Source organism: Pseudomonas sp. LS_2, assembly GCF_042709235.1.
Lineage (GTDB): Bacteria > Pseudomonadota > Gammaproteobacteria > Pseudomonadales > Pseudomonadaceae > Aquipseudomonas.
On record NZ_JAVAYC010000012.1, the window covers coordinates 86,387 to 105,897 of the forward strand.

The 19,511-nt window shown below is 63.5% G+C and carries 16 protein-coding genes; 4 read left to right on the top strand and 12 right to left on the bottom strand.

Going from position 1 to position 19,511, the window contains the following annotated elements; translation table 11 throughout:
• The first annotated feature begins 169 nt into the window (after positions 1-169).
• The 3 genes from gabD to RAC97_RS13430 all read left to right on the top strand — a co-directional run bounded on the left by gabD (position 170) and on the right by RAC97_RS13430 (position 4,556).
• Positions 170-1,612, top strand: a complete 1,443-nt coding sequence (gene gabD, locus RAC97_RS13420; RefSeq protein WP_375098937.1) for an NADP-dependent succinate-semialdehyde dehydrogenase — start codon at positions 170-172, stop codon at positions 1,610-1,612.
• Positions 1,613-1,804: 192 nt separating this feature from the next.
• Positions 1,805-3,082 carry a 4-aminobutyrate--2-oxoglutarate transaminase gene (gabT, locus tag RAC97_RS13425; protein WP_375098936.1) on the top strand — a complete coding sequence of 426 codons (1,278 nt, stop codon included), beginning with the start codon at positions 1,805-1,807 and terminating at the stop codon, positions 3,080-3,082.
• Positions 3,083-3,227: 145 nt separating this feature from the next.
• Positions 3,228-4,556, top strand: coding sequence for an HDOD domain-containing protein (locus RAC97_RS13430; protein WP_375098935.1), 1,329 nt, complete (start codon positions 3,228-3,230; stop codon positions 4,554-4,556).
• Between the two features lie 252 nt (positions 4,557-4,808).
• Here the strand turns inward: RAC97_RS13430 and RAC97_RS13435 are convergent, their stop codons facing one another.
• From RAC97_RS13435 to desA, 3 genes are all read right to left on the bottom strand, one after another.
• Positions 4,809-5,249: a hypothetical protein gene (locus RAC97_RS13435; RefSeq protein WP_375098934.1), complete on the bottom strand. Its 441-nt coding sequence runs from the start codon at positions 5,247-5,249 to the stop codon at positions 4,809-4,811.
• A gap of 521 nt (positions 5,250-5,770) precedes the next feature.
• Positions 5,771-6,757, bottom strand: a complete 987-nt coding sequence (locus RAC97_RS13440) for a GGDEF domain-containing protein (RefSeq protein WP_375098933.1) — start codon at positions 6,755-6,757, stop codon at positions 5,771-5,773.
• A 140-nt stretch (positions 6,758-6,897) separates the two neighbouring features.
• A complete protein-coding gene (desA, locus tag RAC97_RS13445) occupies positions 6,898-8,082 on the bottom strand; it encodes a delta-9 fatty acid desaturase DesA (RefSeq protein WP_375098932.1) in 1,185 nt (394 codons plus the stop codon).
• 148 nt (positions 8,083-8,230) lie between these two features.
• Here desA and dibA point away from each other — a divergent pair, with 148 nt between their 5' ends.
• The gene (gene dibA / locus RAC97_RS13450; RefSeq protein ID WP_375098931.1) at positions 8,231-10,126 is read left to right on the top strand and encodes a phosphodiesterase DibA; all 1,896 of its coding nucleotides are present in this window, start codon (positions 8,231-8,233) and stop codon (positions 10,124-10,126) included.
• 200 nt (positions 10,127-10,326) lie between these two features.
• Here the strand turns inward: dibA and RAC97_RS13455 are convergent, their stop codons facing one another.
• The 9 genes from RAC97_RS13455 to tcyJ form a co-directional block, all read right to left on the bottom strand.
• Complete coding sequence (locus RAC97_RS13455) at positions 10,327-10,971, bottom strand: methionine ABC transporter permease (RefSeq protein WP_375098930.1); 645 nt, start codon at positions 10,969-10,971, stop codon at positions 10,327-10,329.
• Positions 10,961-12,070 carry a methionine ABC transporter ATP-binding protein gene (locus RAC97_RS13460; protein WP_375098929.1) on the bottom strand — a complete coding sequence of 370 codons (1,110 nt, stop codon included), beginning with the start codon at positions 12,068-12,070 and terminating at the stop codon, positions 10,961-10,963. Before RAC97_RS13460 ends, RAC97_RS13455 begins: the two co-directional genes overlap by 11 nt.
• A 1-nt stretch (position 12,071) precedes the next feature.
• Positions 12,072-12,872, bottom strand: coding sequence for a MetQ/NlpA family ABC transporter substrate-binding protein (locus RAC97_RS13465; RefSeq protein ID WP_375098928.1), 801 nt, complete (start codon positions 12,870-12,872; stop codon positions 12,072-12,074).
• Positions 12,865-14,256: an LLM class flavin-dependent oxidoreductase gene (locus RAC97_RS13470; protein WP_375098927.1), complete on the bottom strand. Its 1,392-nt coding sequence runs from the start codon at positions 14,254-14,256 to the stop codon at positions 12,865-12,867. The genes RAC97_RS13465 and RAC97_RS13470 overlap by 8 nt, the downstream gene beginning before the upstream one ends.
• Positions 14,256-15,437 (bottom strand): SfnB family sulfur acquisition oxidoreductase, encoded by a 1,182-nt coding sequence (locus RAC97_RS13475; protein ID WP_375098926.1) that lies wholly within the window; start codon positions 15,435-15,437, stop codon positions 14,256-14,258. The genes RAC97_RS13470 and RAC97_RS13475 overlap by 1 nt, the downstream gene beginning before the upstream one ends.
• A 116-nt stretch (positions 15,438-15,553) precedes the next feature.
• Positions 15,554-16,795: an SfnB family sulfur acquisition oxidoreductase gene (locus RAC97_RS13480; RefSeq protein ID WP_375098925.1), complete on the bottom strand. Its 1,242-nt coding sequence runs from the start codon at positions 16,793-16,795 to the stop codon at positions 15,554-15,556.
• A gap of 265 nt (positions 16,796-17,060) precedes the next feature.
• Positions 17,061-17,822, bottom strand: a complete 762-nt coding sequence (gene tcyN / locus RAC97_RS13485; protein ID WP_375098924.1) for an L-cystine ABC transporter ATP-binding protein TcyN — start codon at positions 17,820-17,822, stop codon at positions 17,061-17,063.
• Positions 17,823-17,824: 2 nt separating this feature from the next.
• Positions 17,825-18,493, bottom strand: coding sequence for a cystine ABC transporter permease (gene tcyL / locus RAC97_RS13490; protein ID WP_375098923.1), 669 nt, complete (start codon positions 18,491-18,493; stop codon positions 17,825-17,827).
• On the bottom strand, positions 18,490-19,284 hold the full coding sequence (gene tcyJ / locus RAC97_RS13495; RefSeq protein ID WP_375098922.1) for a cystine ABC transporter substrate-binding protein: 795 nt from the start codon (positions 19,282-19,284) through the stop codon (positions 18,490-18,492). The genes tcyL and tcyJ overlap by 4 nt, the downstream gene beginning before the upstream one ends.
• Positions 19,285-19,511: the final 227 nt, after the last annotated feature.

The window sequence follows — 19,511 nt, forward strand, 5'->3', positions numbered from 1 at the left end:
AACACCCCAACGCCCGCTTAGCATTCGTTTGAGATTTCAAACGCTCGACACCCAATATTGAACACCCGGCGCAAATGGGTGCCAGAATTCCTGACGGCCGCCCCACGCGGGCGCCTTTTCGACCATCACTAATCCGCCCCGTGCCAGCACGGTGCCAAGGGAAGCCGACATGCAGCTCAAAGACGCTCAGTTGTTCCGCCAGCAAGCTTTCATCAACGGTGAGTGGCTGGACGCGGACAGTGGCCAGACCATCAAGGTTACCAACCCCGCCACTGGCGAAGTGATCGGCAGCGTTCCGAAAATGGGCGCCGCCGAGACCCGCCGCGCCATCGAAGCCGCCGACAAGGCCCTGCCGGCCTGGCGCGCGCTGACCGCCAAGGAGCGTTCCAACAAGCTGCGTCGCTGGTTCGAACTGATGATCGAGAACCAAGACGACCTGGCCCGCCTGATGACCATCGAGCAAGGCAAGCCGTTGGCCGAAGCCAAGGGCGAGATCGTCTACGCCGCCTCGTTCATCGAGTGGTTCGCCGAGGAAGCCAAGCGCGTCTACGGCGATACCATCCCAGGCCACCAGCCGGACAAACGCCTGATCGTCATCAAGCAGCCGATCGGCGTCACCGCCGCGATCACCCCATGGAACTTCCCGGCCGCGATGATCACCCGCAAGGCCGGCCCGGCCCTGGCTGCCGGCTGCACCATGGTGCTCAAGCCTGCCTCGCAGACCCCATACTCCGCCCTGGCCCTGGTCGAGCTGGCCAACCGCGCCGGCATCCCGGCTGGCGTGCTCAGCGTGATCACCGGCAGCGCCGGCGAAGTGGGCGGCGAGCTGACCGGCAACTCGCTGGTACGCAAGCTGTCGTTCACCGGCTCCACCGAAATCGGCCGCCAACTGATGCAAGAGTGCGCCAAGGACATCAAGAAGGTCTCTCTGGAGCTGGGCGGCAACGCGCCGTTCATCGTGTTCGACGATGCTGACCTGGACAAGGCGGTGGAAGGCGCGATCGTCTCCAAGTACCGCAACAACGGCCAGACCTGCGTTTGCGCGAACCGTATCTACGTGCAGGACGGCGTCTACGACGCGTTCGCCGATAAGCTCAAGGCCGCCGTGGCCAAGCTGAAGATCGGCAACGGCCTGGAAGAAGGCACCACCACCGGTCCGCTGATCGACAACAAGGCCGTGGCCAAGGTCCAGGAGCACATCGAGGATGCCGTCTCCAAGGGCGCCAAGGTGCTGTCCGGCGGCAAGCTGATCGAAGGCAACTTCTTCGAACCGACCATTCTGGTCGATGTGCCGAAAGACGCTGCCGTGGCCAAGGAAGAAACCTTCGGCCCGCTGGCCCCGCTGTTCCGCTTCAAGGACGAGGCCGAAGTGATTGCCATGTCCAACGACACCGAGTTCGGCCTGGCTTCGTACTTCTACGCCCGTGACATGAGCCGTGTGTTCCGTGTCGCCGAGGCCCTGGAGTACGGCATGGTCGGCATCAACACCGGCCTGATTTCCAACGAAGTCGCGCCGTTCGGCGGTATCAAGGCCTCTGGCCTGGGCCGCGAAGGTTCCAAGTACGGCATCGAGGACTACCTCGAGATCAAATACCTGTGCATCAGCGTTTGATTGCGTACTAGGCGAACCACGGTTTGTTTGCCTCTGCCAGCGGGGCGCGAGAGCGACGCCTCGCTGGTTTTTTTGACATGCAGTACCTGGTGACCTGGGCGTTCACGGCAGTCGATCAACGAATACTGTTCGCGTGCGCACCAGCCACCCCCGAATAACAGCGCCGCCAGAGCCGGCGCGAATGAGGGCATTATGAGCAAGACCAACGAATCCTTGATGCAACGCCGTGTCGCCGCCGTCCCACGTGGCGTCGGCCAGATCCACCCGATCTTCGTCGAGTCGGCGAAGAACTCGACGGTGATCGACGTCGAAGGCCGCGAATTGATCGACTTCGCGGGCGGCATCGCAGTACTGAACACCGGCCACCTGCACCCTAAAGTGGTCGCAGCGGTTCAAGAGCAGCTGACCAAGGTCAGCCACACCTGCTTCCAGGTGCTGGCCTACGAACCCTACGTCGAGCTGTGCGAGAAGATCAATACGCTGGTACCGGGTAACTTCGACAAGAAGACCCTGCTGGTGTCCACTGGCTCCGAAGCCGTCGAGAACGCCGTCAAGATCGCCCGTGCCGCTACCGGCCGCGCTGGCGTGATCGCCTTCACCGGCGGCTACCACGGCCGCACCATGATGACCCTCGGCCTGACCGGCAAGGTCGTGCCGTACTCCGCGGGCATGGGCCTGATGCCAGGCGGCGTGTTCCGCGCGATCTTCCCGAGCGAGCTGCATGGCGTGAGCGTCGACGACGCCATCGCTTCGGTCGAACGTATCTTCAAGAACGACGCCGAGCCGCGCGACATCGCCGCGATCATCCTCGAGCCGGTCCAGGGCGAAGGCGGCTTCCTGCCAGCGCCGAAAGAACTGATGCAGCGCCTGCGCGCCCTGTGCGACCAGCACGGCATCCTGCTGATCGCCGACGAAGTGCAGACCGGCGCTGGCCGTACCGGCACCTTCTTCGCCATGGAGCAGATGGGCGTCGCGCCTGACCTGACCACCTTCGCCAAGTCCATCGCTGGCGGCTTCCCGCTGGCCGGTGTGTGCGGCAAGGCCGAATACATGGACGCCATCGCCCCGGGCGGCCTGGGCGGCACCTACGCCGGGTCCCCGATCGCCTGTGCCGCGGCCCTGGCCGTCATCCAGGTGTTCGAGGAAGAAAAACTGCTGGACCGCAGCAAGGCTGTTGGCGAGCGTCTGACCGCTGGCCTGCGCAAGATCCAGGAAAAGAACCCGATCATCGGTGACGTGCGTGGCCTGGGTTCGATGATTGCCGTGGAAGTGTTCGAGAAAGGCACCCACACCCCGAACGCCGCCGCCGTGGCTCAAGTGGTCGCCAAGGCACGTGACAAGGGCCTGATCCTGCTGTCGTGCGGCACCTACGGCAACGTCCTGCGGATCCTCGTTCCGCTGACTGCCGAAGACGCGCTGCTGGACAAGGGCCTGGCGATCATCGAAGAGTGCTTCGCGGAAATTGCCTGATAAAATGTGACGCAGTTCAAGAAAAACCCGCTTCGGCGGGTTTTTTTTTATGCTCGACGCTGATTGTCGGCACTATCGTTGTGACAGGACTTGCCTTGGAACCGCTGCCCCAGGCCGCACGTCAAGGATTACCAGGAGTTTCCTCATGAGCGCTGCAAACGCCGCCCCTCCTCTTGTATTGATTGCCGAAAGCGACCCCTGGGTGCGTGACATGCTCAGCGAAATGCTTCTGAGCGTGCGCTGCGATGCCCAGGTAAAGGTATGCGCCGACGGCTCACAAGCCATGAGCGAGCTGGCCAGCAAACCCGACCTGATCATCGCTGCCCGCGAACTGGCGGGCATAGATGGTCTCGACCTGTTGCGCAAAGTGCGCGCCAAGAAAGACCAGCCTGGGCTGCCGTTCATTCTCATGAGCGAGCGCAGTGACAGTGCCAGCGTGAAGGAGGCGCTGCCGCTGCATCCCACCGCGTACCTGAGCAAGCCGTTGAACATCGAGAGCCTGCGCAAGCGACTGGAGCACCTGCTGCTTGGCGCAGGGGAGCAGGTCGCTTGCCCGGTGCCGCCGCTGCAACCTGGCATCCAGCTGCACCCTTACCTGGAGCAACGCCGCGCCACAGCCGACGGCGGGCCGTTGTTCGCCGATGTGCAGGTGGCGATCAAGCGCGCCCTCAACCCACAGGGCCTGGACCTGCGGGTGCTGGAAGCGGAGGTGCGCAACGACCCGCAGGTCACGGCGGTGCTTATCGCGGCTGCCAACAGCGCGGCCCTGCATCGCGAAGCACCGGTGCAGACCTTGCTGCAAGCGCTGAACAAGCTCGGCAGTACCCAGAGCATGAACCTGATCCTGGGCCTGACCCTCAAGCGCAGTGCGCGTCTGAGCGACCCGTTGCTGGAGCGCCAAGCCACCCATTTCTGGGATCTCTCGCTGCACACCGCCGAATATGGCCGCACCCTGGCGCGTATGCTCGAGGTAGACGAAGAGCGCTGCTATTGCGCAGGCCTCTTGCACTGCCTGGGCGACCTGGCGGTGCTGCGCTGCTTGCAGGAGTGGCGCCTGGCCGGTGGCGAGCTGGACGAAGACCAGGTGCAGATCGCGCTCAACGAGTTCGGCGCGCCGTTCGGCTCGGCCCTGCGCACCCGTTGGCGCCTGCCACTGTCGCTGCGCGAGCTGATTGCGGCGGTGTACCAACTGGGTGGCGGGGTGTATTCGCGGGAGATCCTGGCGATGAACCTGGCGGGTCAGTTGTCGCGGCTACCCGCGAGCCAGGGCTTGGAGAAGGTTGCCAGCAGCAAGACGGCGCGGTTGTTGAAGCTGGGGTTGCCGGAGTTGCGGCGGTTGCGCAAGGAGGAAGAGGTGCTGGAGGTGGTTGAGGCAGGTGTGGAGGCGGTGTCGATTGAGGCTGAGGCAACTGCCGCGAGTGAAGCTATTCCTGCGAAAGCGGATGCCCAGGATGAGCATGCTCCACGGACGTAATTGGTATGCAAACGTAGCACGCTGTAAATAATGAGCTGCCGGGCGTGTGACCACTTCGTTGACACGACGGCTGGACTTTTTGGTATAGTGCGTGGGTCGGCACAGACTGGAACCTTGGCAACAAGGGGTGTCGATCCGGAGGTGAAAACCTCTCCGAGCCTTGGCTGGATAAGCGCTACGGTGCGAAAAGGCAGACCTTTAACCAGATTCACAAAAAGCCCTCGATGCTTCTGCATCGAGGGCTTTTTGCTTTCAGAGAACGATTCCCTTCGCTCTTTGGCTAAGTACCCATGAAAGGTTATGGTACTTGCCTCTGGGCATGCTTGAACGTCCCCATTGATCCAGCGGGTAAGCTGAGATTATCGGCATCTTCAGTTCATTCGTGGTGTTGACAGGTTTTGTAATCTGAAAAAACATCGCGTAATCATAAATGTCCAGGCAGAAATAACGGCGTTGCTTGGCGCTGTGGTGTAGAGTGACTCGCGCCTCCAGCATGCGCTCGCTGATCCAGTTGCGCAGGTCTTTGCTTGCTTCCCAGCGATCACGAGAAAAGTAACGGGATTCACCTCTGTTGAGAATCAGCCCTCCACCCCCTTTCTCGCCCGTAAAACAATGGAAGCCGAATGTGAAATGAATAGTTATGTCGGCTTCGTGAACCCTGAACGCGCGGGTGAAGGGTTGCAGATGGGCCATGCTATAGACGCGTCCATCGTCTGTTATGTCAGTCCAGCTCATCGCCCTTTTATGCCTAATTCATCAGCCGTACCAGAGGCTATTGTCTGGTGATCTCGCGTGGTGCGACAAATCTGAACTTGAGTCTAAATCCTTCAGTTAGGGATGCTTGGGAAGTATCCTACGCAATTTGCGAAAGCCTCTGAGTTGTCGGGGAAATGCCCCGGGTCTAATTTTGCCGGGTCGCCCAGCAGGCGATCGGGTGTGAGAAGCCCGTCACCGACACGTTGGCTCCATGTCATGGCAGCCGTGCACGAGCAGACTTCGGTCTGGCCGTGTTTCGCTGTGTCCACGGTCTTCTCACCTCGTGCGCGGTTGCCACCCTAATCTGTGGGAAGGATCGGGGCAGTCTTTCAAACTGACATGGAGTTTGCGATATGAAAAAGCACGTTCCCGACCCCCACCGTTTCCTTTCCTATCAGACACACCCCGCCTGTACTCCATCGACTATTCGCGGGCTTGCCCGCGAATAGTCCGGGAATTCAGCCCCGCACAATCTGGTTCTTCCCCTGCCGCTTGGCCCGATACATCGCCGCATCGGCACGGGCGTAGAGTTTGTCGAGCGCTTCGTCGTCATCCAGAAGCCCGGTCAGGCCCTGGCTCACTGTCACGCCATAGGTCTGCTGCTCATAGGTGAAGCTCAGCCGCTGGATTTCGCGCTGCAAACGCTCGGCGATCTGCTCGGCCACCTGCGCGGTACAGCCGGGGAACACTGCGGCGAACTCCTCACCACCAATACGCCCGAACAGGTCACCCCGACGCAACACGGCCTTGCCGCTGTCGGCGATGCTTTGCAGCACCAGGTCGCCTTCCTGGTGGCCATAGTTGTCGTTGACCTGCTTGAAGTCGTCGATATCCAGCAGCAGGAACGACATCGGCGTGCCGTCCTCCCTGGCGCGCTCGAAGGCCTCCTGGGCGCAATCGAAGAAGTGGCGGCGGTTGCTGCTCTGGGTCAACACGTCGGTGGTGGCCAGACGCTGCAATTCGCCTTCGAGCTGCTTTTTCTCGGTGATGTCTTCGGCGATGCCGACGATGATCACCCGGTCTCCTTCGCGTTGCTGGTTGACGAAGCATTTGTCGCTCAGCCAGCGCACCTCGCCGCTGGCGTTGATGATGCGGTACTCGCGGTCTTCCACCGAGCCTTTGATCAGCACCTGGGCCAGGCTGCGTTCGGCGTATTCGAGGTCGTCGGGGTAGATGGCGTCACGCCATTCGTTGTAGTCGGCCAGCACCAGGCTGGCGGGGCGGCCAAAGATGCGCTCATAGGCGGGGCTTACGTACAGCACTTGACGGGTTTCCCAGTCGAAGGCCCAGAGCACGGCATTGACGCTGTCGAGCAGGGAGCTGTACAGCTGCTCGCGCTCGCTCAGCCGTGCCACTTCGCCTTGGGCGTGCAGCAGGGCGAGCAATGTCTGGGCCGCCTCGGGCGGCGTGGGGACGGAGAATGGCGAGGGCGGATTCTTGGCCATGTACACGGAACGAATCTCTGCAGGAAAGCGCGCGGGCACAGGGCGACCCGCCGCGCGGGCGATTTAATCCTTTCGAACTGGAATTGGGACATTTGTTCCGGTCGGGCCGCCCTGATGAAGGGCGGCCCGATCAACGGCGGTCAGACGGTGGCGGGGCGCAGGGAGTAGGTCTTGAGCTGCGCAGCAAAGTCGCGCAGCGACTGGATACCGCTGGCCTCGGCCTCGTGTACCCATTCCTTGATGGCGGCCAGCATGTCGTGGCCGTTGGCGCTGGTCTGCGCCCAGATTTGCTGCAAGGCCAGGCGCTTTTCGTAGATGGTCTTCAACGCCTGACTGTGTGCCAGCATCGAATCGATGCGCACATGATGGCGTTCGTGCAGCAGGCTGGTTTCACGCGAGAGCAGGCGCTTGGCGCGGCGGAAGCGGTAACGTACGGCGTCATCGACTCTTGCCAGCTCCTGCTTGACCAACGGCGCGATCACCAGCTTGCGGTACTGGGCCATGATCTGGAAGCGGTTGTTGAGGATGGCGATGGCGGTGTCCATGTCCAGGTGCGCCTTGCCTTCCACCCGATGGGCGATGGGCGCCACGCGCTGCACCTTGGCCAGGCGCAGCATGGACAGCAGGCGGATCCACATCCAGCCCATGTCGAACTCCCAGCGTTTGACCGAGAGCTTGGCCGAGTTGGGGTAGGTGTGGTGATTGTTGTGCAGCTCCTCGCCGCCAATGATGATGCCCCAGGGCACCAGGTTGGTGGCGGCGTCCTTGCATTCGAAGTTGCGGTAGCCCACCGCATGCCCCAGGCCGTTGACCACGCCGGCGGCCCAGAAGGGAATCCACATCATCTGGATAGCCCAGATGGTGATACCGATGGTGCCGAACAGCAGCAGGTCGATGACCGCCATCAAGGCGATACCGGCGTATTTGAAGCGCGAGTAGACATTGCGCTCGACCCAGTCTTCCGGGCAGTTCTTGCCATAGATACGCAGGGTTTCCGGGTTCTGCGCCTCGTCGCGGTACAGTTCCGCGCCCTTGCGCAACACGGTGCCCAGGCCCTTGTGCACCGGGCTGTGCGGGTCGTCGGGGGTTTCGCACTTGGCGTGGTGCTTGCGATGCACCGCGGTCCATTCGCGGGTGTTCTGCGCGGTGGTGAGCCACAGCCAGAATCGGAAGAAATGCTTGAGGCCTGCGTTCAGCTCCAGGGCGCGGTGGGCCGAGTAGCGGTGCAGGTACAGGGTGACGCTGATGATGGTGATGTGGGTCATCAGCAGGGTGACGCCGACCAGTTGCCAGGCCGACAGGTCGAGCAGACCGTAGTACCACATGGGGCAAATACCCTCGGGATATCAAGGAAACAGGGGCCGATTATCCATTGGCAGGGAAATAAAACCAGTCGCCCTTTTTGATAGGAAGTCACGGGATGTTTCAGTCTTTATAATGCCCCATCATTTTTCAGGGGCTTACCCACCCGACATGTCTGTTTCCGCACGCGACGCCCTGCGCATGGCTGCGCTCTACCTGGTGCTCTCGATCCTCTGGCTGGTGCTGTCCGAGGGTGTATTGCGCGGCATGACCAACGACCCGCTGGCGCTGACCGTCGGTCGGCAGATCAACGTGGTGGTCTGGGTGCTGCTGAGCACAGCGCTGATTTTCTGCTCCCGGGCCCGCTTGCTGAACTTCATTGGCGTTGGCGCGCGCCTGCGCAACGAGGATCGCGAGCGCCTGCGCATGGCCGCAGCGGTGTTCGACTGCACCCTCGAAGGCGTGCTGGTGACCGACCGCGATGGCCTGATCGTGCACGTCAATCGCGCCTTCATGCGCATTACCGGCTATCAGCAGGACGAAGTGCTCGGCCAGCGTCCGAACACGTTCAAGTCTGGCCGCCATGGCGCTTCGTTTTACCAGCAGATCTACGCAGCGCTGGACAACCAGGGCGAGTGGAGCGGGGAAATCTGGAACCGCCGCAAAAACGGCGAAATCTATCCGCAATGGCAGACGATCCGCAGCATTCGCGACGAACAGGGCGAACTCAGCCACTACGTGGCGGTGTTCAGCGATATCAGCGCCATCAAGCACAGCGAGCAGGAGCTGGCCTATATTGCCCACCACGACCCGCTCACCGGCCTGCCCAACCGCCTGCTGTTCAGCGATCGCGCCGAGCAGGCGATGGCGTCGGCGCAGTCCAACAAGCGCGGCTGTGCCCTGTTGCTCTTGGACCTCGACCACTTCCAGAGCATCAACGATGGCCTGGGCCACACCCTGGGCGACCAGTTGCTCAAGCATGTGGGCGAGCGCTTGCGTGAGCTGCTGGGCAGTGGTGTGACCCTGGCGCGCCTGGGCGGTGACGAGTTCGCGATGCTGCTGGAGAACTGCCAGCAGGTCGGCCAGGCCGCAGAGATGGCCCAGTCGATCATCGACCACCTGCGTGAGCCATTCGACGTCGACGAGCACCGCCTGTTCATCAGTGCCAGCATCGGTATCAGCCTGTTTCCCGCCGACGCGCTGGGCGCCGAGCAGTTGCTGCGCAATGCCGATGCGGCGTTGTTCAAGGCCAAGGGCAATGGCCGCGCCTGCTATGCGCTTTATACCGAAGAGCTGACCACCCACGCCCAGCATCGTGTCGAAACCGCCGGTGAGCTGCGCCGTGCGCTGGAGCAGGACGAGCTGCGGGTGTTCTTCCAGCCGGTGCACGACCTGTTCAGCTCGCGCATGGTCGGTGTGGAGGCGCTGGTACGCTGGCAGCACCCGCAGCGCGGCCTGGTACCGCCGGGGGCGTTCATCCCTGTTGCCGAGCGTACCGGGTTGATTGCCGAGATCGACACCTGGGTGCTGCGCCAGGCCTGCCGGCAGATGGTGCAGTGGCAGGCCGAGGCGCGTGGGCTGGAGTTTGTCGCGGTGAACGTGTCCAGCCGCCTGTTCGGCCAGCGTGAACTTTATCCACAGGTCGCCCAGGTGCTTCACGAGACGGGCTTGGACCCGGCGCTGCTGGAGCTGGAAGTCACCGAAAGCGCGGTAATGGACGACCCGGAGGTGGCGCTGGAGCAACTGCATCGTCTGCGCGAGCTGGGCCTGCGCCTGGCTATCGATGATTTCGGCACGGGTTATTCATCGTTGCTGCGGCTCAAACGCCTGCCGGTGCAGAAGCTGAAGATCGACCAGGGCTTCGTCGCCGGGCTGCCGCTTGATGAGGACGATGTGGCCATCGTGCGGGTCATCATCGCCCTGGCCCGCAGCATGGGCATGCAGGTGCATGCCGAGGGCATCGAGCAGGCCGAACAGGCGCGCTTCCTGCTGGAGCACCAGTGCGACCTGGGCCAGGGGTACTGGTTCGGGCGGCCGGTGCCGGCTTGCGAGCTGCGCTGGCCCTGATTTGGTGGTGTTTGCTCTCATAGAGCTCCACATCACTTATTGATTCAGCGCGGACCTGTGGGAGCGGGTTTACCCGCGAAGAATCCACCGTGGTGTATGGCCAGGGCTTCGCCCTGGTTCGCGGGTGAACCCGCTCCCACAGGGGGCAGCGTCGTTTTTGAGGGCTGTCCGGTGACTGTGGGGCTTGTCCCGCGATTGCCTCAGCGCTTGTTCAAACCTTTGGCCAACCGGTCCCCACCCAGCTGGATCACCGCCACCAACGCCACCAGCATGACGATCACCGTCAGCATGATCTGGCTATCGAAGCGCTGGTATCCATAGCGATAGGCAATGTCGCCAAGCCCCCCCGCACCAATCGCCCCGGCCATGGCTGAGGAGTTGATCATGGTCACCAGGGTAATGGTGAAGCCGCCGACGATACCCGGCAGCGCCTCGGGCAGCAGTACATGCCAGATGATGTGCCAGCGTCGGCAACCCATCGCCTGGGCAGCTTCGATCAGGCCGTGGTCGACCTCGCGCAAGCTCACTTCGGCGATGCGCGCGAAGAACGGCGTGGCGGCGATGGTCAGCGGCACCACGGCGGCCCATACGCCATAGGTGGTACCCACTACCAGGCGGGTGAAGGGGATCAGCGCGACCATCAGGATCAGAAATGGAATCGAGCGGAACAGGTTGACGAAGGCCCCCAGCACCCGGTTGAGCAGTGGCGCCTCATAGATGCCGCCCTTGCCGCTGGTGACCAGCAGCACCGCCATCGGAATACCCGCCAGCAGTGCGATCAGCGACGACACGCCGACCATCAGCAAGGTATCGAGCAGGCCTTGCAGCAGGCGTTCAGTCCACATAGCCAAGCACCTCCACGTCGTCGCCCCAGCGGCGGACGCGTTCCAGCAGCTGATGACCTTCGAACGGCGAGCCGCGCACCTCCAGCACAAGCTGCGCCAGGGCGCGTTCGCCGATGGTTTGCACGCCGCCTTGCAACAGGCGCACCTGCCCGCCCAAGTCGGCGAACAGTTCGGACAGTTCAGGTTCGCCCAGCCGCGTCAGGCGCAGCACGGTGGCAGCGTCGCGGCTGGCCGGGCTGGCGCGCAGGCCGGCTTGCAACGCCGCAGGCAGCTTGGCTTGCAGCGGTGCGAGCAGGGTGCGGGTAACCTCGTGGCGCGGCGCCCCGAACACCTGCCACACCTCGCCCTGCTCGACCACCTGCCCGTGCTCAAGCACCACCACGCGCTGGCAGACGTCGCGGATCACCGCCATCTCGTGGGTAATCAGCACGATGGTCAGGCCCAGGCGCTGGTTGATGTCGCGCAGCAGTTCAAGGATCGAGGCGGTGGTTTCCGGGTCGAGTGCCGAGGTGGCTTCGTCGCACAGCAGTATCTTGGGGTCGTGCACCAGCGCCCGGGCAATGCCCACGCGCTGCTTCTGGCCACCGGAGAGCTGCGCCGGGTAGACGTGGTGCTTGTGCTCCAGCCCCACCAGCGCCAGCAGTTCGCGCACCTTGCGCTGGCGTTCGGCCTTGGCCACGCCGGCCACCTTCAGCGGCAGCTCGACGTTTTGCCATACGGTCTTGGCCGACATCAGGTTGAAGTGCTGGAAGATCATGCCGATGTGCCGACGCAACTGCACCAGGCGGTCTTCGTCGAACGGCGCAATGTCCACCTGGTCGATCAGCACGCGACCTTCGCTGGGTTGTTCCAGACGGTTGATGGTGCGCAGCAGCGACGACTTGCCGGCGCCGCTGCGGCCGATGATGCCGAAGATCTCGCCGCGGCGGATGTTCAGGTCGATACCTTGCAGGGCCGGTTGGGCCTGGCCGGGGTAGGTCTTGCCCAGGCCGATGAAACGCACGTGCGCTTCATTGACCTGCGGGCGCAGCACCTGCTCGCGGGCGGGCAGCGGCACGGGTTGGCTGGCGGGCGCCCTGAGGGCGCTGGCGCTGCTCACCTCAGCCCTCCCAGCCGGCCTGGTAGAGGGTGCCGTGGGTCTTGTCCAAGGCGGCGCGCACGGCCGGCGAGTGCTGGTAGATGTCGATGAACTTGGCCAGTCGCGGGTCGTCCTTGGTTTGCGGGCGGATGACGAACTGGATCACGTATTCCTTGTTTTCCAGGCCGTCGAACAGCAGGGCCGAGGTGGCGTCGAAGGTCTTGGCCAGGCGGATGTAGGCCGGGTAGCCCTGCACCAGGTCGGCGTCGTCGTAGGCGCGCACCAGCTGCACGGCTTCGACTTGCAGGATTTTCAGCTTCTTCGGGTTGGCGACGATGTCGTCCTCGGTGGCCTTGTAGCCCACCCCCGGCTTGAGCGTGATCAGCCCGGCCTTGGCCAGCAATTGCAAGCCGCGGCCGCTGTTGATCGGGTCGTTGGCGATGGCCACGCTGGCGCCTTCGGGCAGTTCGGCGAAGCTTTTGTACTGCTTCGAATACAGGCCGACGTTGTTGATGATGCCCGGCTTGAACGGCACCAGGTCGAACCCCGCGGCGGCCTTGGCGTTTTCCAGGAAGGGAATGTGCTGGAAGTAGTTCACGTCGATATCGCCGCTGGCCAGGCTCACGTTAGGGGCGATCCAGTCTGTGAACTCGATCAGCTTCACCTCCAGGCCTTGCTTGTGGGCTTCTTCCACCGCCGCTTCCAGCGGAATGGCGAAGGCGGCGGTGGTGCCGATCTTCAGTGGCTCGTCGGCATGGCTGGCGACGGCGATGCCGAGGGACAGGGCGGCGGCCACGACGGGCCGGAAGAGTTTTTCAAGCATGGTGCAGGGCTCCAGTCGGGGCATGTTCAGGGGTGGTGTTGCGATAGCGGCTGCCAGGGTGGCCTGCGGGCAGCCGGGCGCTGCCTGCAAACAACTTTTCGCGCAGGCTGCCTTCGGCGTAGGCGGTTTTGTAGCGGCCTCGGCGTTGCAGTTCGGGGACCACGAGGTCGATGAAGTCCTCGTAGCTTTCCGGGGTAACGGTGCGGGCCAGGTTGAAACCGTCCAGGCCGGTTTCGTCGAGCCAGGCGATCAACTGCTCGGCAACCTGGCTGGGGTCGCCGACCAGGGTCACGTAGCGCCCGCCCAGGGCGTGCTGCTCGAGGAGCTTGCGGCGGGTCCAGGCGTTGTCCTGCAACTGGCGGGTGGCCGACTGGATGGCGTTGCCTGGGCTGAAGGCGATCGGTTCGTCCAGCTCGAACGCGGCGAAATCGATACCGGTGGAGGCGGCGAAGTGCGCCACACCGGCTTGCGGGCTGGCATGGCGCAGGTACTCGGCGTGCTTGAGGCGGGCCTCATGCTCGGTGGGCGCGACGATCACCGTGATGCCCATGAACACCTTTACCGCCTGCGGATCGCGGCCAGCGGCCTGGGCGGCGGCGCGCACCTTGTCGACCTGGGCGCGGGTCGCGGCCTGGTTCTGCCCGCTGATGAACACGCACTCGGCATGGTTGCCGGCGAAGGCCAGGCCGCGCGCGGAGCTTCCGGCCTGGAACAAAACCGGGGTGCGCTGTGGCGAGGGCTCGCACAGGTGGTAGCCGTCGACCTTGTAGAACTCGCCGTGGTGGCTGACTTTGCGGACTTTTTCGGGCTGGGCGTAGATGCGCCGAGCACGGTCGGCGAGCACCGCGTCGTCGTCCCAGCTGCCCTCCAGCAGCTTGTACAGCACGTGCAGGTACTCCTCGGCCTGGTCGTAGCGCCGGTCGTGTTCAGGCTGCCGGGCCAGGCCCATGGCCCGGGCGGCGCTGTCGAGGTAGCCGGTGACGATGTTCCAGCCGACCCGGCCATTGCTCAGGTGGTCGAGGGTGGAGAGGCGCCGGGCGAACAGATAGGGCGCTTCGTAGGTCAGGTTGGCGGTGAGGCCGAAGCCCAGGTGCCGAGTCACCGCTGCCATGGCCGAAACCAGCAGCAGCGGGTCGTTGACCGGTAGCTGGATCGACTCCTTGAGCGTCACGTCCAGCGACTGGCCGTAGATGTCGTAGGTGCCGACGATGTCGGCGATGAACAGCCCATCGAACAGCCCGCGTTCCAACAAGCGAGCCAGGTCGGTCCAGTAGGCCAGGCTCTTGTACTGGGTCGAGGTATCGCGCGGGTGGGTCCACAGCCCGTGGTTGATGTGCCCGACGCAGTTCATGTTGAAGGCGTTGAGCAGGATCTGCTTGCTCATCAGATCGTCCCCCGCAGTGGCGGGTTCTGGTCGTTGAGGTAGTAGTTGCCGATAGCATGGTACTTCCAGCGCACCGGGTCGTGCAGGGTGTGCACCCGGGCGTTGCGCCAGTGGCGGTCGAGGTTGTGCTCGGCCAGGGTGGACTGGCTGCCGCCCAGCTCGAACAGCGTGGTGCCCGCGGCCAGGGAAATTTCCGTGCTGATCGCTCGCGCCTCGGCCACGGCGATGGATACCGCGGCCACGTTGGCTGCGCTGCTGTCGGCCTGGGCGCGGTCGAGGAATTCGCCAGCGCGTTCCAGCAAGGCCTCTGCGGCGTGCAGGCGGATACCCAGGTGGCCGAAGCTCTTTAGGGTGAGTGGGTCGTCGCTGGCCTTGTCGAGGCCAGCGTCGGCCCAAGGGCGGCTGCGGGTGCGCACGAAGTGCAGGGCGTCTTCGAAGGCAGCGCGGGCGATGCCGGTGTCGATGGCGGCGTGGAGGATCTGCGCCAGCGGGCCGACCGTGGTCGGGCGCTCGAAGGCGCTCTGGAAAGGCACCACGTCGTTTGTGGCGACGAAGGCGTTGTTGAAGTGCACCGAGCCGCTACCGGTGGTGCGTTGGCCAAAGCCGCTCCAGTCGTCGATCACCTTGACCCCGTTGCTGTCGGCGCGCACGAAGGCCAGTTGCTGCACACCCTGTTCGTCGATTACCGAGGTCGGGATGCGCTGGGCGTAGAGCGCGCCGGTGCAGTAGAACTTCTGGCCGTTGATGCGATAGCCGTCTCCCTCACGGCTAAGGCGGGTGGTGCGGTCGTGGGCGGTCTTGGTGCCCAGTTCGGCCAGGGCATTGCCGAAACGTTGGCCGGCCAGCACTTCGGCGTACAGGCGCTGTTGCTGTTCTGGGCTGCCGTTCACCCGCAGCACTTCCAGGGCGTAGAAGTGATTCTGCGGGATTTGCCCCAGCGAGGCATCGGCCTGGGAAATGCGAGCGATGACCTTGGCCAGGGTGACGTTGGAAACGCCGGCACCGCCGAAGGCCTTGGGCACGCTGATGCCCCACAGGCCGGACTGGCTGAACAGCTCCAGCTCGGCGTGCGGCAGGCGGCGTTCACGGTCGCGCAGGGCGCTGTCGCGGCTTAGTTGCCGGGCGATTTCCTCGGCGATGGCGAGGGCTTGGGTGTCGCTGGTGATGAGTGCTGTCGTCATGGTGTTTCTCCGGGGCCTTGGGGCCGCTGTGCGCCCTTCGCGGGCAAGCCCGCTCCCGCAGGGTAGGGTGAACCCTGTAGGCGCGAAGGGCTGCGCAGCGGCTCCAAGGCCGCAAATCAGATCCAGGAATGCCGCGCAGGCAGCGTGCCGTTGAGGTAGTAGGCGCCCACCGCGTGGTATTTCCAGCGCACCGGGTCGTGCAGCGTGTGCACCCGGGCGTTGCGCCAGTGGCGGTCGAGGTTGAACTCGGCGAGGGTCGCGCGGCTGCCGGCCAGCTCCAGCAGCTTCTCGCTGGCGTGCAGGGAAATTTCCGTGGTCAGCACCTTGGCCTCGGCCACGGCGATCGAGGCGCGGGCTGCGGAGGCGGCGTCGACGGGCGCGGCGCTGACTTCGTCGAGCACTTGCGCGGCCTTGCGCAGCAGGGCTTCGGCGGCGTGCAGCTCGAGTTTCAGGCGGCCGATATCGGCAATGACGTAGGGGTCGTCGCTGGCACGCTCGACCTTGGCATCGATCCATGGCCGCGACTTCTCGCGCACGAAGGCGATGGCATCCTCGATGGCCGCTTCGGCGATGCCGGCATCGATGGCCGCCTGGATCAATTGCGAAGACGCGCCCTGGGTGTTCGGTTGCTCGCGTTGGCGCCAGTTGTCGATCACCAGTTCCGCGTCCACCGGCACGTTGTCCAGCAACACGGTGCCGCTGGCGGTGGTGCGTTGGCCGAAGCCGGACCAGTCATCGACGATACGCAGCCCCGGGCTGCCCCGGCGCACGAACGACAGGCGCTGGCGGCCTTCATCGTCTATTGCCTTGACCGCGACCCAATGGGCGAACAGGGCGCCGGTGGAGTAGAACTTCTCGCCGCTGATGCGATAGCTGTCGCCTGCGCGGGTGATGCGCGCCTTGAGCGTCAGCGTGTCCTTGGTGCCGCGCTCGGGGCCGGCATTGCCGATGCGCCATCCGTCCAGCACCGAACGGAAGATGGTCGCCTGCTGGGCTTCGGTAGCAGTCAGGCGCAGCAGTTGCAGAATGCCGAAATGGTTCTGTGGGATCTGCCCCAGCGCCGGGTCGGCCGCGCTGATGATACGGAATACTTCGGCGATGGTCTGGAACGATACCTCGGGGCCGCCGAAGGCCTTGGGCACGCTGATGCTGCCCAGGCCGCTGCGGGTGAACTGCTCGATCTCGGCCCAGGGCAATTTGCGCTGCTGGTCGCGGCGGGCGGCTTGCTGGCGGGCGACCTCGGCCAGTTCGCGGGCCGCTTGCAGGGCTTGGGCGTCGTTGCGCAACACCTTGGCCGGCAGCAGCAGGGGCGAGCTGTCGAGGTCGCTTTGGAAAAGGGTTTCTGGCTGGCTGGACATCAGTGCCGCTCCTTGGCTGCACTCAATGCCCTGGCGTTACGCACTGGGGTGATTGTGATCCTGACCATTCCTTACCTCACAAAGTGGATGTGTCGCGTCAGCTGATCGCGACAGACGTTTGCTGGTCCGGTGGTCCGGTCTATATACCCTATGCGCTTATAAACCGTTTATGAACTAACGGTTTGGAATATGGATAGAAGTTGGGATTTTTGCGGATGTGCTGACGCCTTCGCGGGTTTACCCGCGAAGGCGTCGAAGGAGGATTTCAGTCTTGCGCAGCAGCCGTACCGAGGAACTTGCGCAGAAATTGCTTGGTGCGCTCCTCTTTGGGGGCGGCGAACAGCGCCTTGGCCTCGCCCTGCTCCACGATCACCCCCTTGTCGAAGAAGATCACCCGGTTGGCGACATCGCGGGCGAAACTCATCTCGTGGGTGACGATTATCATGGTGCGCTTCTCCTCGGCCAGGCCGCGGATGGTCGCCAGCACTTCGCCGACCAGCTCCGGGTCGAGCGCCGAGGTCGGTTCGTCGAACAGGATCACCTCAGGTTCCATGGCCAGCGCGCGGGCAATGGCCACCCGCTGCTGCTGGCCACCGGAAAGCCGCCGTGGGTAGGCGTCTTCCTTGCCGGCCAGGCCCACCTTGGCGAGCAGGCTGCGGCCCAGTGCGACGGCCTTGTCGCGAGGTGTCTTCTTGACGATCACCGGCCCTTCGATAACGTTGTCCAGGGCGGTGCGGTGGGGGAACAGGTTGAAGTTCTGGAACACGAACCCCGCCTGTTGGCGCAGCTGGCGAATGGCAGCCTGCTGTTTGCCCAGCGAGCGGTTGGCGTCGATGCTGATGTTACCTACCTGAATACGCCCGGCATCCGGGGTTTCCAGCAGGTTCAGGCAGCGCAGGAAGGTGGTCTTGCCCGAACCGCTGGGGCCGATGATGGCCACCACCTCGCCGGGCTGCACGGTCAGGTCGATGCCGTTGAGCACGGTCTGGCCCTTGAACTGCTTGGTCAGGCCTTCAACTACGATCATCTTCAGTGCTCCTGGTCATGCTGGTTGACCCGCGCTTCCATGCGGTTCTGGAAGTGCGCGAGGATGGTGCACAGTATCCAGTAGATGACTGCCACGGCCAGGTACATGGTGAAGACTTCGAAGGTACGCGCGGTAATCAACTGGGCCTGGCGGAACAGCTCGGGCACCTGAATGGTTGCCGCCAGGGCGGTGTCCTTGACCAGCGAGATGAAGCTGTTGCCCAAGGGCGGAAGGGCGGTGCGCATGGCCTGGGGCAGGATCGCCCGGCGCATGGCCTGGGTGCGGGTCATGCCGATGCTGGCAGCGGCTTCCCATTGGCCACGGTCGATCGAGGAGATCGCCGCGCGCAGGATTTCGCAGATGTACGCCGCCATGTTGAGCGACAGGCCGATCAACGAGGCGGGTATCGGGTCGAGTTCGATACCGATCTGCGGCATGCCGAAGTAGATGACGAACAACTGCACCAGCAGCGGCGTGCCGCGGAAGAACGACACGTAGATCCGCGCCAGCCAGTTCAGCGGCAAGATCTTCGACAGCCGCATGAGCGCCAGGGCGAAGCCCAGCAGCAGGCCGAAGAACATGCCGCCGACGCTGAGCAGCACCGTGTAGCCCGCGCCCTTCAACAGGAAGGGCGCGGAGTCGATAACGAGTTGCAGGCTTTCAGCGATCATTGGGTGACGTCGGCACCGAAGTATTTCTCGGAGAGCTTGGCCAGGGTGCCGTCGGCACGCAGTTCGTCCAGCGCCTTGTTGACGGCGGCCAGCAGTTCAGGCTCGTCCTTGCGCAGGGCGATACCCGCCTCCTGGCGCGAGAACGCTTCGCCAGTCACGGCTGTATCGGTGGCTTTTTTCGCGTATTCCAGTGCGGCGAGGCGGTCGATCAGGATGGCGTCGATGCGGCCTACACGCAGGTCCTGGAACTTGCTTGGGTCGTCTTCATAGGTGCGCACGTCTGCCTTGGGCACGTTGGCTTTGACCCATTGCTCGTAGTTGGTACCCAGGCCCACGCCTACTTTCTTGCCTGCCAGGTCGTCAGCGCCCTTGATCTTCAGGTCTTCCAGTTTTTTCTTCAGAACCAGCGCCTGGATGCCGGAGACGGTGTATGGCTCGGAGAAGTTGTACTTCTTCTTGCGCTCTTCGGAGATGGTCACCTGGTTGACGACCACATCCAGACGCTTGGACTCCAGGGCCGCGAGAATGCCGTCCCACTTGGTGGTCTGGACCTTGGCCTTGACGCCAAGCTTCTTGGCCAGGGCCTCCGACAACTCAACCTCGAAACCGGTCAGCTTGCCGCTCTCGTCAACGAAACTGAACGGAGGGTAGGTGCCCTCGAGACCGACGTTGATCACGCCTTTTTCCTGGATGGTCTTCAGTTGCTCGCCGGCTAATGCCTGGCCCAGCAGGCCAGTGCCGAGCAGCAGCGCCAGGCTGGCGTTGAGAAGTGGTTTGGTGAATTTCGTCATGGCGGCCCCGCGCGTTGTTGTTGAGGTGGTGGGTGGCGACTATAGGGTGGGCTTTATAGCTCAGGAAATAATAAAAACTTATTTTATTATTACTCTTTTCTACTTCATCCATGAATGACAGCGTAGAGGGTAACCATGAACCCGGCCCCCGTCACTGCTGCTTATGCCCGACTTAGCGCAGGATGGAATAAAGCGATGTTTTTTCCAAGGGAAGAATTTGCCGTAGA